The 13,350-nt window shown below is 51.8% G+C and carries 11 protein-coding genes; 8 read left to right on the forward strand and 3 right to left on the reverse strand.

Features of this window, described 5'->3' with window-relative positions; genetic code table 11:
• Positions 1 to 15: 15 nt before the first annotated feature.
• Genes FH755_RS00530 through folC form a run of 8 tightly spaced genes read left to right on the forward strand, consistent with a single transcriptional unit; the run spans position 16 to position 9,361 of the window.
• Complete coding sequence (locus FH755_RS00530; RefSeq protein WP_292437620.1) at positions 16 to 1,038, forward strand: aspartate-semialdehyde dehydrogenase; 1,023 nt, start codon at positions 16 to 18, stop codon at positions 1,036 to 1,038.
• 30 nt (positions 1,039 to 1,068) lie between these two features.
• A complete protein-coding gene (locus FH755_RS00535; RefSeq protein ID WP_292437622.1) occupies positions 1,069 to 3,684 on the forward strand; it encodes a FimV/HubP family polar landmark protein in 2,616 nt (871 codons plus the stop codon).
• Between the two features lie 12 nt (positions 3,685 to 3,696).
• Positions 3,697 to 4,476, forward strand: coding sequence for a tRNA pseudouridine(38-40) synthase TruA (gene truA, locus FH755_RS00540; protein WP_292437624.1), 780 nt, complete (start codon positions 3,697 to 3,699; stop codon positions 4,474 to 4,476).
• A gap of 36 nt (positions 4,477 to 4,512) precedes the next feature.
• Positions 4,513 to 5,127 (forward strand): phosphoribosylanthranilate isomerase, encoded by a 615-nt coding sequence (locus FH755_RS00545; RefSeq protein ID WP_292437626.1) that lies wholly within the window; start codon positions 4,513 to 4,515, stop codon positions 5,125 to 5,127.
• A complete protein-coding gene (gene trpB, locus FH755_RS00550; RefSeq protein ID WP_292437628.1) occupies positions 5,120 to 6,340 on the forward strand; it encodes a tryptophan synthase subunit beta in 1,221 nt (406 codons plus the stop codon). Before FH755_RS00545 ends, trpB begins: the two co-directional genes overlap by 8 nt.
• A gap of 10 nt (positions 6,341 to 6,350) precedes the next feature.
• Complete coding sequence (gene trpA, locus FH755_RS00555; protein ID WP_292437630.1) at positions 6,351 to 7,172, forward strand: tryptophan synthase subunit alpha; 822 nt, start codon at positions 6,351 to 6,353, stop codon at positions 7,170 to 7,172.
• A gap of 21 nt (positions 7,173 to 7,193) precedes the next feature.
• Complete coding sequence (gene accD, locus FH755_RS00560; RefSeq protein ID WP_292437632.1) at positions 7,194 to 8,051, forward strand: acetyl-CoA carboxylase, carboxyltransferase subunit beta; 858 nt, start codon at positions 7,194 to 7,196, stop codon at positions 8,049 to 8,051.
• A gap of 11 nt (positions 8,052 to 8,062) precedes the next feature.
• Complete coding sequence (gene folC, locus FH755_RS00565) at positions 8,063 to 9,361, forward strand: bifunctional tetrahydrofolate synthase/dihydrofolate synthase (protein WP_292437634.1); 1,299 nt, start codon at positions 8,063 to 8,065, stop codon at positions 9,359 to 9,361.
• A 4-nt stretch (positions 9,362 to 9,365) separates the two neighbouring features.
• Here the strand turns inward: folC and FH755_RS00570 are convergent, their stop codons facing one another.
• The 3 genes from FH755_RS00570 to trmB all read right to left on the reverse strand — a co-directional run bounded on the left by FH755_RS00570 (position 9,366) and on the right by trmB (position 13,242).
• Complete coding sequence (locus tag FH755_RS00570) at positions 9,366 to 11,168, reverse strand: long-chain fatty acid--CoA ligase (RefSeq protein WP_292437636.1); 1,803 nt, start codon at positions 11,166 to 11,168, stop codon at positions 9,366 to 9,368.
• Between the two features lie 9 nt (positions 11,169 to 11,177).
• Positions 11,178 to 12,470, reverse strand: a complete 1,293-nt coding sequence (locus FH755_RS00575; RefSeq protein WP_292437639.1) for an outer membrane protein transport protein — start codon at positions 12,468 to 12,470, stop codon at positions 11,178 to 11,180.
• A gap of 85 nt (positions 12,471 to 12,555) precedes the next feature.
• Positions 12,556 to 13,242 (reverse strand): tRNA (guanosine(46)-N7)-methyltransferase TrmB, encoded by a 687-nt coding sequence (trmB, locus tag FH755_RS00580; protein WP_292437641.1) that lies wholly within the window; start codon positions 13,240 to 13,242, stop codon positions 12,556 to 12,558.
• Positions 13,243 to 13,350 lie beyond the last annotated feature (108 nt).

Raw genomic sequence — 13,350 nt, forward strand, 5'->3', positions numbered from 1 at the left:
GATAAAAGGTGAAATGTGAGTAAACAAGTTGATGTTGCAGTCGTTGGCGCCACCGGTGCTGTCGGTGAAACCATGCTGGAAATCCTGCACCAGCGCAATTTCCCGGTCGGTAAAGTCTATGCACTGGCCAGTGAGCGCAGTGCCGGCAGCAGAGTCAGTTTCGGTAACAAATCACTGGTTGTAGAGGACCTGGCAACATTTGATTTTTCCAAAGTGCAGGTCGGATTGTTTTCGCCCGGTGCCAGCGTCTCGGCCGAATACGCGCCCAAAGCAGCTGCAGCCGGTTGTGTGGTCATCGATAATACCTCTCAGTTCCGTTATGACAAAGACATCCCCCTGGTCGTGCCGGAAGTGAATCCGGATGCCGTAGCGGACTACAAAAACCGGGGTATTATTGCCAATCCGAACTGTTCAACCATTCAGATGATGGTGGCCCTGAAGCCTATCTATGATGCAGTCGGGATTACCCGCATCAATGTTTGTACCTATCAGGCTGTGTCGGGTTCAGGTAAACCGGCCATGGATGAACTGGCCAAACAAACTGCTGATCTGCTCAATGGCCGTTCGGTTGAAGCCAGTGTCTATCCGAAGCAAATCGCATTCAATGTGTTGCCGCAAATTGATGTGTTCCAGGACAACGGCTACACCAAAGAAGAGATGAAGATGGTCTGGGAGACCCGCAAAATCATGGGTGACGAGAATATTCTGGTCAATCCAACAGCGGTCCGTGTGCCGGTCTTCTTCGGTCATTCAGAAGCCATTCATATTGAGACCCGTGACAAGATGACAGCCGAACAGGCCACGGCTTTACTCAAGCAGTCTTCGGGCATTGTGGTACTGGACGATCGCAATGATGGCGGCTATCCCACTGCCGTCACCGAAGCTTCCGGTAATGACCCGGTCTATGTCGGTCGTATCCGGGAAGATATTTCGCATCCCAAAGGTTTGAATTTGTGGGTAGTTGCGGATAATGTACGTAAAGGCGCGGCATTGAACAGCGTGCAGATAGCAGAAGTCCTGGTCGAAAAATACCTTTGATCAGCGCATAAGGAAGATGAGGGAATGAAGATGAAGAAACAGGTTCTGGCCGGAATGGTGGCTGCTGCCACGATGGGCTTTTTCATTCCCCTCACCAGCCACGCTTTCGGGCTGGGCAAGATTGACGTCATGTCAGCGCTGAACGAACCGTTCAGAGCGGAGATTGGCTTGACGGCATTACGACCCGAAGAGAAAGACAATCTGCAGATCAAGATGGCATCCGATGCCGAATTTACCAAAGCCGGACTCAGTCGCAGTATGCTGCTCGACCAGATGCAGTTTGATATTATCGAATCCGGTGGCCGTAATAAGATTCTGATTACCTCCAAGCAGCCTATCAAAGAGCCTTTCCTGGACTTTCTCATCTCAGCGACTGCCGGGGCCGGGATTATGATCCGTGAATACACGGTTCTGCTGGACCCACCTGAATATGTGACTGCAGCCAGCAGAGGCAGCAACCGCACTGCCGAGAGCAAGCCTGCAGCGCCGGTGCAGGAGCCCAGCACCACCCGTTACCAGTATGCACAGAGCCGTGGTTTCAATGGCAGCAGCTATGATGTCAAACGCAGTGATACGCTATGGAATGTGGCACTGGAGACACGGCCTGACAGTAATGTCAGTGTGCATCAGATGATGATGGCGTTGCTGAATGCGAATCCGGATGCCTTCACCAATCAGAATGTGAATGGTCTGAAAGCCGGTGTCACACTGCAGATCCCGTCGCGTGATGAGATACTGGCGATGTCATCCCCGGCTGCGAGAGCCGCATTTGCTGCGCAGAACGAAGCCTGGAAGAATCGTAACCGCCAGCCAACACAAACCGCAGCAATCACGACCCGGACGACGACTGAGCCCGAGCAAGCGCAGGAAACTGCGACAGCAGATCCGGAAACTCAGGACACAACGGATACAGCAACTGCTGCTGATACGCCGGATCCGGCTACTGCTGCAGGCAGCACGGACACGGAGTCGGCAGAAGCTCGTCTGCAACTGGTTGCCCCGGAAGATGCGGATACTTCAGAAGATGATGCCTCACCCAATGTGGCAGGTAACGAGGATATCAAACAGCTTACTGAGCAATTGACGTTGGCTCAGGAAACCATCGAAGCCCAGGCACAGGAAAATATCGACTTCAAAGAACGTATGGATGCGATGGAAGAGCAGCTGGAAACCATGCGACGGCTGATCTCACTGAAAGATGCGGATCTGGCGCGCCTGCAGTCTATGCTTGAAGAAGAGGATCCGGCGCTGGCTGCACAGGCCGCTGCCGTTGTTGAGTCAGAAGCGGGTGGGGCTACAGCAGATGCCCAGGCCATTGATACCGCCGCGACCGATCCCCTGCCTGACGCCGAGCCACAAACGGCAGCAACTGGTACTGATAATACAGCGGAAACTGCATCGCAACAGCCTGCGCCAACTGGCGCAAACAACGATATCATCAGCAATACGGCTGAAGCACTGAATCTGGACGCTGCTCAGGTGCAATCCACGCTCGATCAGGTGAAGCAATTCGTTAATGACAACAAGTTGCCGACGGCATTGGGCTTACTGTTGCTGTTATTGCTTCTCTGGTTACTGGCTCGTCGCAGCCGTCGTGAAGTAACCTGGGACGAAGCCGTCCAGAAAATGGATAAGGCCAGCGAAAAACAGGCTGGTAAATCGACAGTTGTTGCCCCGGTCAATGATGATGACATGACTGATGCCCCTCTATCTGAGCAGGAACATGAACAGGAAAAATCTGTTTCAGAGCTGGTCGAACAGGCGGATATGTTCGTCGGTTATGCCGATTATGTTCAGGCGCGTTCATCACTGGAACAGGCCAGAAGTATGGAACCTGCCAATAGCCTGGTCGCATACAAATTACTGTTTGTACTTTACAAACAACAGCAGACAGATGAATTTATTGCACTGGTAGAAGAAGTACCGTTTGAAACTGACAGCTTTGAATGGGCAGAGATCAAACAATGGGGTAAAGTACTGGCTCCCAATCACAGCCTGTTTGCCGAGCAGCAAGCAGCACCTGCAAAGGCCGAAGACAGCGATACTGAGGCTTTGACAGTCTCAGAGACCGTAACAGAATCTGCTCAGGCTGAACCCGACACTGAGGTGGAAGCTGAAGTCGAAACCCAGGACAGCAACCATATCGAATTTGACCTGAATGACTTTGCAGACACTGAAGTTCAAACTGAGCCGGAGGAAGAGGTCAGCAGCAACAAGAAACAGGCAGAGGATGTTGACGATGACTTGCTGACCTTTGACACGAATTTAGGTCTGGATGACAAAATCCAGACAACTGAGGACAAAGACAATACGCCACTGGAACTCGATATCACGGAAGATGATGAGCGCGATGAGACGCTGTCATTTGACCAGAACATCGAGTCTGATTCATCCGAACCTGAAGACACTGACGCGTTGTTAAACGAGGCAGAGTTTGTTGAAACAAATGATGAAGAGCCCGACCTTGAGTTTGATATCGACGATCTGGATGAAATCGATGAGGCTGAAACCAAGCTTGATTTAGCGGCAGCCTATATTGATATGGGTGACCCGGATGGCGCACGCAGCATACTGAATGAAGTACTGTTAGAAGGTAACGACGAACAGAAGAATCGGGCTCACGATTTGCTCAATTCGCTGTCATAAGCGGGACTGGATGTGAGGATTGCACTCGGCGTCGAATATGCCGGAACAGCTTTTTGCGGCTGGCAGTATCAGCCCCATGCCCGAACTGTGCAGGATGAACTGCAAAAAGCCGTTTCCAAAGTCGCCAATCATGAAATAGAAGTATTCGCTGCAGGCAGAACCGACACCGGTGTGCATGCGCTTAATCAGGTAGTGCATTTTGATACCCCATCGATCCGTGAACTGCGGGGCTGGCTGCTGGGTATCAATGCCAACCTTCCCAAAGATGTCGCCGTCACCTGGGTCAGACAGGTAGATGATGAATTCAATGCCCGTTTTACCGCGATCAAACGTAGCTATCGCTATCTGATTCTTAACCGTTTAAGCCGTTCTGCGGTGCATCATCAGCGTATGTGGTGGCATCACCATCCGCTCGATATCGGGCGAATGCAGGCTGCGGCAACACAGCTTGTCGGCCGTCATGATTTTTCTGCGTTCCGTGCCAGTGAGTGTCAGGCTAAAAGCCCGGTGAAAACACTGGATAAAATCGAAATCAGCAAGCAGCATGACTGTATTGCGGTAGACGTCGAGGCACGTTCCTTTCTGCATCACATGGTGCGTAACCTGGTTGGTGTGATGGCGGCAATTGGCGACGGCAGCAAGCCGGTCGAGTGGGCGGGTGAAGTGCTGAGAAGTGCAGACAGAAGCCGGGGGGGTATTACCGCACCGCCGGAAGGTTTATATCTGGTCGATGTTCGTTATCCGGAACAATATTCTTTACCAACAGTGTCGGGTTTTCCGGTGCTCTGGTAAAGTATCACAACGATTACAGAACTATTTCAGAGCGCAATGAGAACCCGTGTCAAAATCTGCGGCATGACCCGTCGCCAAGATGCTGATTTTGCAGCCGAATCTGGCGCCGATGCGATAGGGCTGGTATTTTATCCGCCGAGTCCGCGCTCGCTTACAATTGCGCAGGCGCAGGAAGTCGTGGCAGGAATTGCGCCTTTTGTCACCGTGGTCGGCTTGTTTGTGAATCCTGATAAAGAACAGGTTTCACAGTGCCTTGACGCGCTACCCATTGATATAATTCAGTTTCACGGCGATGAAAGTCCGGCTTTCTGTGAGCAGTTTGCCAAGCATTACATCAAGGCCATCAGAATGAAACCGGGCACGGACCTGAAACAAGTCACTGAAGCCCACCGGGCGGCCCGCGGTTTTCTGCTGGATGCCTATCAACCTGGCGTTCCCGGTGGGACAGGCAAGACATTCGACTGGTCTTTAATCGCCGATATAGACCGGCCTGTGATTCTGGCCGGAGGCTTGAATGCTGGCAATGTCCAGCAAGCGATACAACAAGTGCGACCTTTCGCGGTCGATGTCAGTGGTGGCGTCGAGCGTGAAAAGGGAATAAAAAGTCATGACAAGATCAGCGCTTTTATGAGAGAGGTAGCTAATGCTTGAACAGCATATCCACGATTACTTTAAGAATTTCCCCGATTCACGGGGACATTTCGGCCCGTATGGCGGCCGTTTTGTCGGTGAAACCCTGATGGAGGCCATCTACGAACTGGAACAGGCCTATCAGCAATATCGTGATGATCCGGATTTCCTGGCAGAAATGGACAAGGATCTCAGCACCTTTGTCGGCCGGCCTTCACCTCTCTATCTGGCCGAAAACTGGACGCAAAAGCTGGGTGGTGCCCAGATTTATCTCAAACGCGAAGATCTGAATCATACCGGCGCGCACAAAGTAAACAATACCATCGGCCAGGCACTACTGGCCAAGCGGATGGGTAAAAACCGCATTATTGCTGAAACCGGTGCTGGTCAGCATGGTGTCGCTACAGCGACTGTTGCCGCCCGCCTGGGGATGGAATGCGTGGTCTACATGGGTGCTGAAGACGTTGAACGTCAGGCGCAGAATGTTTACCGGATGAAATTGCTTGGTGCTCAGGTCATTCCGGTGAAATCAGGTTCACGTACGCTGAAAGACGCTTTGAATGAAGCCCTGCGTGACTGGGTGACCAATGTGGATGATACGTTCTACATAATCGGCACTGTCGCCGGACCGCACCCTTACCCTGCCATGGTGCGGGATTTCCAGTCGGTCATTGGTCGAGAAGCCAAACAGCAGGTGATGGAAAAAACCGGCAAACTGCCGGACGCCTTACTTGCCTGTATCGGTGGTGGTTCCAACGCTATCGGTCTTTTCTATCCGTTTATCGAAGATGAATCAGTGGCCATGTACGGTGTTGAAGGGGCAGGGCATGGTATCGAAACCGGTCAGCACTCTGCACCATTGAGTGCCGGTAAACCCGGTGTTCTGCATGGAAACCGTACTTATCTCATGCAGGATGAAAACGGCGAAATCATCGAAACCCATTCGATTTCAGCTGGCCTGGATTACCCGGGTGTGGGGCCCGAACATGCCTGGCTGAAAGATATCGGCCGTGCCAACTATGTCTCGGTGACTGATGATGAAGCACTTGCCGCGTTCCACGAATTAACCCGTACCGAAGGTATTATCCCGGCGCTTGAATCCAGCCATGCACTGGCCTATGCCAGCAAGCTGGCGCCGACCATGTCTTCGGATCAGACACTTGTTATTAACCTGTCCGGTCGCGGTGACAAGGATATGCACACAGTCGCAGCCATGGCTGGTTTGAATTTTTAAGGGAGCCACAATGAGTCGCATTAGCCAGTGTTTTAAGAGTTTAAAAGCCGATGGTCAGACCGCGCTGATCCCTTATATTACCGCCGGTGATCCTGAACCCTGGGTCACGGTACCGTTGCTGCATGCACTGGTCGATGCCGGTGCCGACATTATTGAACTGGGGATTCCGTTTTCGGATCCCATGTGTGACGGTCCGGTTATCCAGAAAGCCTGTGAGCGGGCCCTGAAAAACGATGTCAGCATCAAGCATGTGCTGAAAATGGTGAAACAGTTCCGTGAGAAGAACAAAGAAACGCCGATAGTGCTGATGGGCTATGCCAATCCTATTGAGGCCATGGGTTATCAGAACTTTGCTGAACTCGCCAAGGATGCCGGTGTGGACGGCGTGCTGACAGTAGACGTGCCACCTGAAGAGTCTGATGAGTTCCGTCAGATCATGGATGAACATGAGATCGATACCATTTATCTGGTGGCGCCAACCACTTCTCCTGAGCGGATGGCCACCATTGCCAGCTTCGCCCGTGGCTTTATTTACTATGTATCAATCAAAGGTGTAACGGGCGCAGCAGCGCTGGATGTCAGTGAAGTTTCGCAGAAGCTGGCGCAGTTGCGTGACAAGACACAATTACCGCTGGGTGTCGGCTTTGGTATCCGGGATGGCAAATCAGCGGCTGCCGTGTCCGAAATTGCAGACGCTGTTGTAGTCGGTTCAACCCTGGTGCGCTGCATTGAAGAACATGCTGACAAACTGGACGAACTGCCGGCCGCCGTCGCTGGTCTGCTGGCAGAAATGCGCCATGCAATTAATGCCCGTGACCTGGCCAGTGCCTGATTGTAATTTTAAGGTGAAAAGATGAGTTGGTTTGAAAGATTAATTCCGTCGAAGATTCGTACTACTGGACGCAGCCGGTCAGTGCCCGAAGGTGTCTGGTGTAAATGTCCCAGCTGTGACAGCGTGCTTTATCGGGCCGAGCTGGAACGTAATCTGATGGTCTGTCCGAAATGCGAACATCATCAGCGCATCGGTGCCAGAGCACGTCTGGAAAGCTTTCTTGATGAAGATGAACGTAAAGAAATTGCGGCAGAAGTCAAACCTATCGATACGTTGCGTTTCAAGGACAGCAAGCGTTATCGCGATCGTATCAGCCAGGCTCAGAAAAACACCGGAGAGAATGATGCTTTGATTGCAATGCAGGGCAAGGTTAACAATCTGCCCGTGGTCGCGGTTGCCTTTGATTTCAGCTTTATGGGCGGCTCAATGGGGTCGGTAGTCGGTGAGAAATTTGTCCGTGCCGCACAGGTGGCACTCAAGCACAATATTCCGCTGATTTGTTTCTCTGCCAGTGGTGGTGCAAGAATGCAGGAAGGCCTGTTCTCACTGATGCAGATGGCGAAAACCAGCGCGATTCTGACTCAGCTGAGCGATGCCGGCATTCCTTTTATTTCGGTAATGACGGACCCCACCATGGGTGGGGTATCCGCCAGTCTAGCTATGTTGGGTGATATCAATGTCGCCGAACCGAAAGCACTGATCGGTTTTGCAGGTCCCCGTGTTATTGAGCAGACCGTGCGTGAAACCCTGCCGGAGGGATTCCAGCGCGCTGAATTCCTGCTGGAACATGGTGCTATCGATATGATTGTCGACCGTCGTGACATGCGCGACCGTCTGTGCAATGTATTGACCATGCTGCAAAAACGGGCTGCGGTCTGATAACAACTTCAATGCGCTTTTCTTCTTTGTCGCAATGGCTGGCGTGGCAGGAACACTTGCATTTCAGGGATATTGATCCCGGTCTGCAACGGGTGGGCGAAGTATGGCAGCGCATGGGTGGCAACCGTAAGCTGCCATTTAAAGTGGTCACGGTTGCCGGTACTAACGGAAAGGGATCTTCAGTCGCGATCACCGCGGCTATTCTGCAGGCCGCCGGTTATAAAACGGCGACCTACACATCGCCGCATCTGCTCCGCTATAACGAGCGGATCTGTATCGACAGTATTCCCGCCAGCGATAGCGATATCTGTGAAGCATTCCAGCGTATTGATGAAGCCCGTGGCGATATCTCACTGACCTATTTCGAGTTTGCAACACTGGCAGCGGCGGATATTTTCTGCCGGGAAAATGTTGACGTGGCCGTGCTGGAAGTGGGGATGGGAGGACGACTCGATGCCGTTAACCTGTTCGATACCGATGTCGCTTTGATTACACCAATTGGCCTCGACCATATGATGTGGCTGGGTGATAACCGGGAGCAGATAGGTCGCGAAAAAGCCGGTATTATCCGTCGTGCTAAACCCGTGGTCTGTTCTGAAGCCACGCCACCAAAAACAGTGATGGATTATGCAGAGAGTCTGTCTGCCCCCACCTTTGTACGCGATCAAGATTTCTATTATCAGGATGATAACGAGCACTGGCACTGGCATAATGGGGATGTCAGCTTTGAACAATTGCCATTACCGCTACTGGCAGGTCGATACCAGTTGCAGAACAGTGCTGCGGTACTGCAAGTCTGTTATCTGCTTAATCAGCAGGGACTGAGAATCACTGAGGAGGCGATTCGCCAGGGCCTGAGAACTATACGCCTGTCAGGCCGCTTCCAATTGCTACCGGGACAGGTGACACGCATCCTGGATGTGACTCACAACCAGCAGGGTGCCGAGAACCTTTGTACCGTTCTTAAAGAGACGCAAAACGAGGGTAAAACCTATGCCGTGCTGGCCATGCTCAAGGATAAAGACTGTAAAGCCGTCGCTGAAGCACTCAATCCGGTGATCGATGGCTGGTTTCTGGCCGGTCTTGAAGGCGACCGTGGAATGAGCGGTGAGGAGCTCGGCAGTCAAATTGCGCCGATCACAGGTGAGGCCAAAACTCACTGTTTGGACACGGTCAAACAGGCCTATGAGGCGGCCATGAATGCCGCGGTGCCCGGTGACCGGGTTCTGATTTTTGGCTCATTCCACACAGTTGAAGCAGCCATGCTGTTCCTGCCGGAGTGCCAGCAGCCGGTCTCTCAGGCAAGTTAAAGTCTCAATGCTGATACAGGCGGGCAATGTCGGCCTGATGGTGCTCAATCACTTTGGCCCGCTTGATTTTCATCGTTGGTGTCATCATGCCGTTTTCTATTGTCCACGGTTCCAGTGTGAGACTCACCCGCCGTATTTTGGCGTAGGCGGGAAAATCATGCAGTAGCTGGCGTAAACGCTGTATAACAAACTGGTGCAGCGATTTGTCATTGAGACTCTGATTTTCCATCGGGTTCAGCTTCAGTTGCTTGGCAAGACTGAACCATTTATCGCTGTTGAGTACCAGTAAAGCAGATAAATAGGACTCGCCTTCGCCCACAATCATCGCCTGTTCAAACATCGGATCGGACTGGATAGCCGTTTCCATATCGGCCGGCGGCACTTTTTCACCATTACTCAGTACCAGAATGTCCTTGATACGACCGGTGATGTAAATATGGCCACTGTCACTGATTCGTGCCTGATCTCCTGTATGCAGCCAGCCTTCAGCATTGATGGTCTGGGCAGTGGCTTTATGATTATTCCAGTAACCCAGCATATTACCGGGCCCCCGCACCATCAGTTCATTATTGTCCCCGATTTTGACCGCAACGCCCGGAATGGCACGACCGACACTGGCTGGGAAGTTGTTATCCGGTTCATTGACGCTCACGACCGGACTGGTTTCAGTCAGTCCATAACCCTGTAATAAATTAAGCCCCAACCCGATAAAAAGCCTGGATGCCTGCTCCGGCAAAGGAGCGCCACCACTGACTGCCAGACGCATTCTCCCACCCAGTCGCTCAAGCACTTTAGAGGCAACCAGCTTATTCAACAACGGTAGTAATATAAAACCCGGACGCCAGCCACGGCGGCCCTGACGGTAGAGAAAATGGGACCAGCCAATACGGGCATTGGCTTTAAACAGCATACGACTCAGTATGCCTTTTTCAGACAGCTGTGCCTGCAGGCGGGTATAAATGCGTTCGAAAATTCGCGGAACGGCAATCAGGATAGTCGGTTTAACCCTTTGTATATCCTCAGCCAGCTGCGGAATACCTCTTGAGTAAGCGACGGTAGCCCCGGCCATAATGGGCAGGTAATATCCCGCGGTACGCTCCAGCGTATGCGACAGGGGCAGAAATGACAGGAATAAGTCATCAGCCAGAATATCAAAATACTGCAGTGAACCGGCAGCAACGGAAAGCATATTATGATGACTCAGCATCACCCCTTTGGGACGACCGGTGGTGCCGGATGTGTAGATAATAGAAGCCAGCTGATGCGGATCGGCATCCCAGTCTCTGACGTCACCGCCATCTTCTGGTAACCAGTCTTTGACATAGACTACCTGACCATCGACGGGCTCATCGTCATCATTATTGATAATGATACGGGTCAGGCTGTGTTCTTCGGTAATCGATGGCTGCAAACGCTTCCACTGATTATTGTTTTGCAGAAACAGACATTTGACGTCAGCATCCTGCAGGATATAGGCAACATTATCCGGTCTGTCATCGGGGTAGAGCGGAACAACAATGAGTCCCAGCCCCATGGCCGCCTGATCGAAAAACACCCACTCCTTGCAATTACGCAGATTCAGCGCTACACGGTCGCCGGGTTCCAGCCTTTCTTCTGCCAGGGCTTTTTGCCAGCGAGCGACTTCCCGGGCAACTTCCCGCCAGCTTGTATCAAACCAGTCGTCACTGTCGGCACAATAGCTTTTATAGGCAGTCTGTTCAGGGGAACGGCTCAGTCGTTCCAGAAACAGACCGTAGAGCGTACCTGCCTGTTCTGCTGAGATGTAATCTGTCTCTGCTTTAGCCATTTATCCGGCCTACATCAGCCAACGAAGCTGCAGGCCTACAATATCAACACTGGCATCATACTCGCCGCGCAGGTTGTAACCATTATCATCCGTTTCGTTGATACTGGGGTCATCCATAAACAAGTGGGCGTAGGCTGCATCAATCACAATATTATCAGAGTAGTGATAGCTCGCACCGAAAGCCACCCATTTGCGATCGGTACCGGGGATGCGGGCAGTACGGCGCTCACTGTTGGGAATAGGCGTTTCATCATAGGCGACGCCGGTGCGGAACTGCCATTTGTCATTATGCTGGTAGCTGAGCCCCAAACCATAGCGCATTGAATTTTCCCAGTCTTCAGGCTTGATTGAAGATAGCTGCCCACCATCAGACTTGATATTCAATTCACTGAAACGGTTCCAGCGAGTCAGCGTTGCATCAGCCGAAACGGACCATTTACTGTTAATTTGATGGTGTATCGCCAGCGATAACGTTTCCGGCAGATCAACATCGGCCTCAACATTGTCATCTACCAGGGTATTACCGTTGGCATCTTTCAGTGTGCCATCACCCTCAAGCGTGTGAGAGATTTTGGAGCGGAAGGAGAGCCCGACACGAGTCGTGTCTGTTGCCTGATAAATAAGACCAAGATTGTAACCATAACCCCAGTCATCCGCGCCAAGCTTAACTTTTCCGTCAGCTGCCTGTGGGAAACCGGCTCGGGCACCAAGATCGGCCATTTGGGTCAGTTTCACATCAATGTACTGGGCGCTGACACCAAAGCCGAGTGAGAGCTTATCCGTGGCCTTGATGGCGATGGTCGGGTTGAAGTTGAGCGTCAGCATTTCTGATTTGACGGCAAAGTAACGGCCGACCCAGTCATCACGATATTCAGTGACCAGACCGAAAGGCGCTGAGACACCCAGGCCGAGACTAATTTTGTCATTGACTGGATGACTCAAATAGAAGTTGGGAACGAAAGCCTCATGACCCGCGTCGCCGCCATCACCGCCAGTGAGCGGTTGACCGGAGAAACCACCAAAACCACCAAAGTCTGGTACTGATGACCCCTCATTACGAAACTCAGACTGCGGTTTAATATAGTTCAGCCCCATATCAAGCTCACCGCGCTTCAGGTAGGTCAGACCGGCGGGATTGAAAAAGATAGTGCTGGCATCTTCAGCGACGGCGGCACTTCCGGCAAAAGCGCGGCCCAGACTGGTAACACTCTGCTCCTTGATAGCAAACCCGGCTGCTGATACAGCCTGCGGCAGACTGCCTATTAATATGAGTGCTGAAATATTTTTTAGTTTCGAGTTCATAGTCAATCACTTGCGTGGTAATCTTAATTAATGGTCTAAACTATATTAAGCGATTACCAGACGCAAGCATTTATCAGGGAACTTGTTAAACTCGCTTGAATAACAAGTCCCAGACACCGTGTCCAAGACGATGTCCACGCTGCTCAAATTTTGTCACAGGGCGATAGCCTGGACGTTCAATAAATCCACTTTCATTACCGCAATTTACGAAGCGCTGGTTACCAGACACATCAACAAGCATCTGGTCGGCATAATCCTGCCAATCTGTGGCCAGGTGAAGGTGACCGCCGTGTTTCAGTTTGTCTGCCAACGTATTGACGAAGGCCGGCTGAATAATACGTCGCTTGTGATGACGTTTTTTGTGCCATGGGTCAGGGAAATAAATCTGAACCCGGTCCAGACTTTTATCCTGAATCCGGTGTTTGAGCAATTCCACGGCATCGGTACAGGCAACGCGAACATTGCTGAGCTCCTGCGTCTGAATAGACTTGAGTAACTGACCGACGCCAGGGCGATGCACTTCAATGCCGATAAAATTCTGCTCAGGCTGATTTTTTGCCATTTCCGCCAGTGAAGCGCCGTTGCCGAAACCGATTTCCAGTACTACCGGAGCATTGCGGCCGAACATCTTGTCCATATCGATAGGATCATGATTGTCGTCAATGCCGAAGGCGGGCCATAGTTCATCAAGTGCTTTTTGCTGGCCCGGGGTCAGCCGACCTTCGCGGCGAACAAAACTTCGAATAGGGCGCATGACTCTGGATTCGGACATGAGAGGCTGTTTTCCTGATCGTGAAATAAATCAGCGATCATACCTGAATGGCAGTCCGCATGGCATGATCTGTTGGCTTGTTTGTCATGGTGCACAAGGTTTAGGATC

It is taken from the genome of Methylophaga sp., assembly GCF_009711715.1.
In the GTDB taxonomy this organism is placed as follows: domain Bacteria; phylum Pseudomonadota; class Gammaproteobacteria; order Nitrosococcales; family Methylophagaceae; genus Methylophaga.

Excerpts from the sequence above, each read along its gene's own strand:
- trpA (WP_292437630.1), top strand. The coding sequence starts at position 6,351 with ATGAGTCGCATTAGCCAGTGTTTTAAGAGTTTAAAAGCCGATGGTCAG.
- accD (WP_292437632.1), top strand. The coding sequence starts at position 7,194 with ATGAGTTGGTTTGAAAGATTAATTCCGTCGAAGATTCGTACTACTGGA.
- FH755_RS00570 (WP_292437636.1), bottom strand. The coding sequence starts at position 11,168 with ATGGCTAAAGCAGAGACAGATTACATCTCAGCAGAACAGGCAGGTACG.
- FH755_RS00535 (WP_292437622.1), top strand. The coding sequence starts at position 1,069 with ATGAAGAAACAGGTTCTGGCCGGAATGGTGGCTGCTGCCACGATGGGC.
- FH755_RS00545 (WP_292437626.1), top strand. The coding sequence starts at position 4,513 with ATGAGAACCCGTGTCAAAATCTGCGGCATGACCCGTCGCCAAGATGCT.
- trmB (WP_292437641.1), bottom strand. The coding sequence starts at position 13,242 with ATGTCCGAATCCAGAGTCATGCGCCCTATTCGAAGTTTTGTTCGCCGC.
- trpB (WP_292437628.1), top strand. The coding sequence starts at position 5,120 with ATGCTTGAACAGCATATCCACGATTACTTTAAGAATTTCCCCGATTCA.
- FH755_RS00575 (WP_292437639.1), bottom strand. The coding sequence starts at position 12,470 with ATGAACTCGAAACTAAAAAATATTTCAGCACTCATATTAATAGGCAGT.
- folC (WP_292437634.1), top strand. The coding sequence starts at position 8,063 with ATGCGCTTTTCTTCTTTGTCGCAATGGCTGGCGTGGCAGGAACACTTG.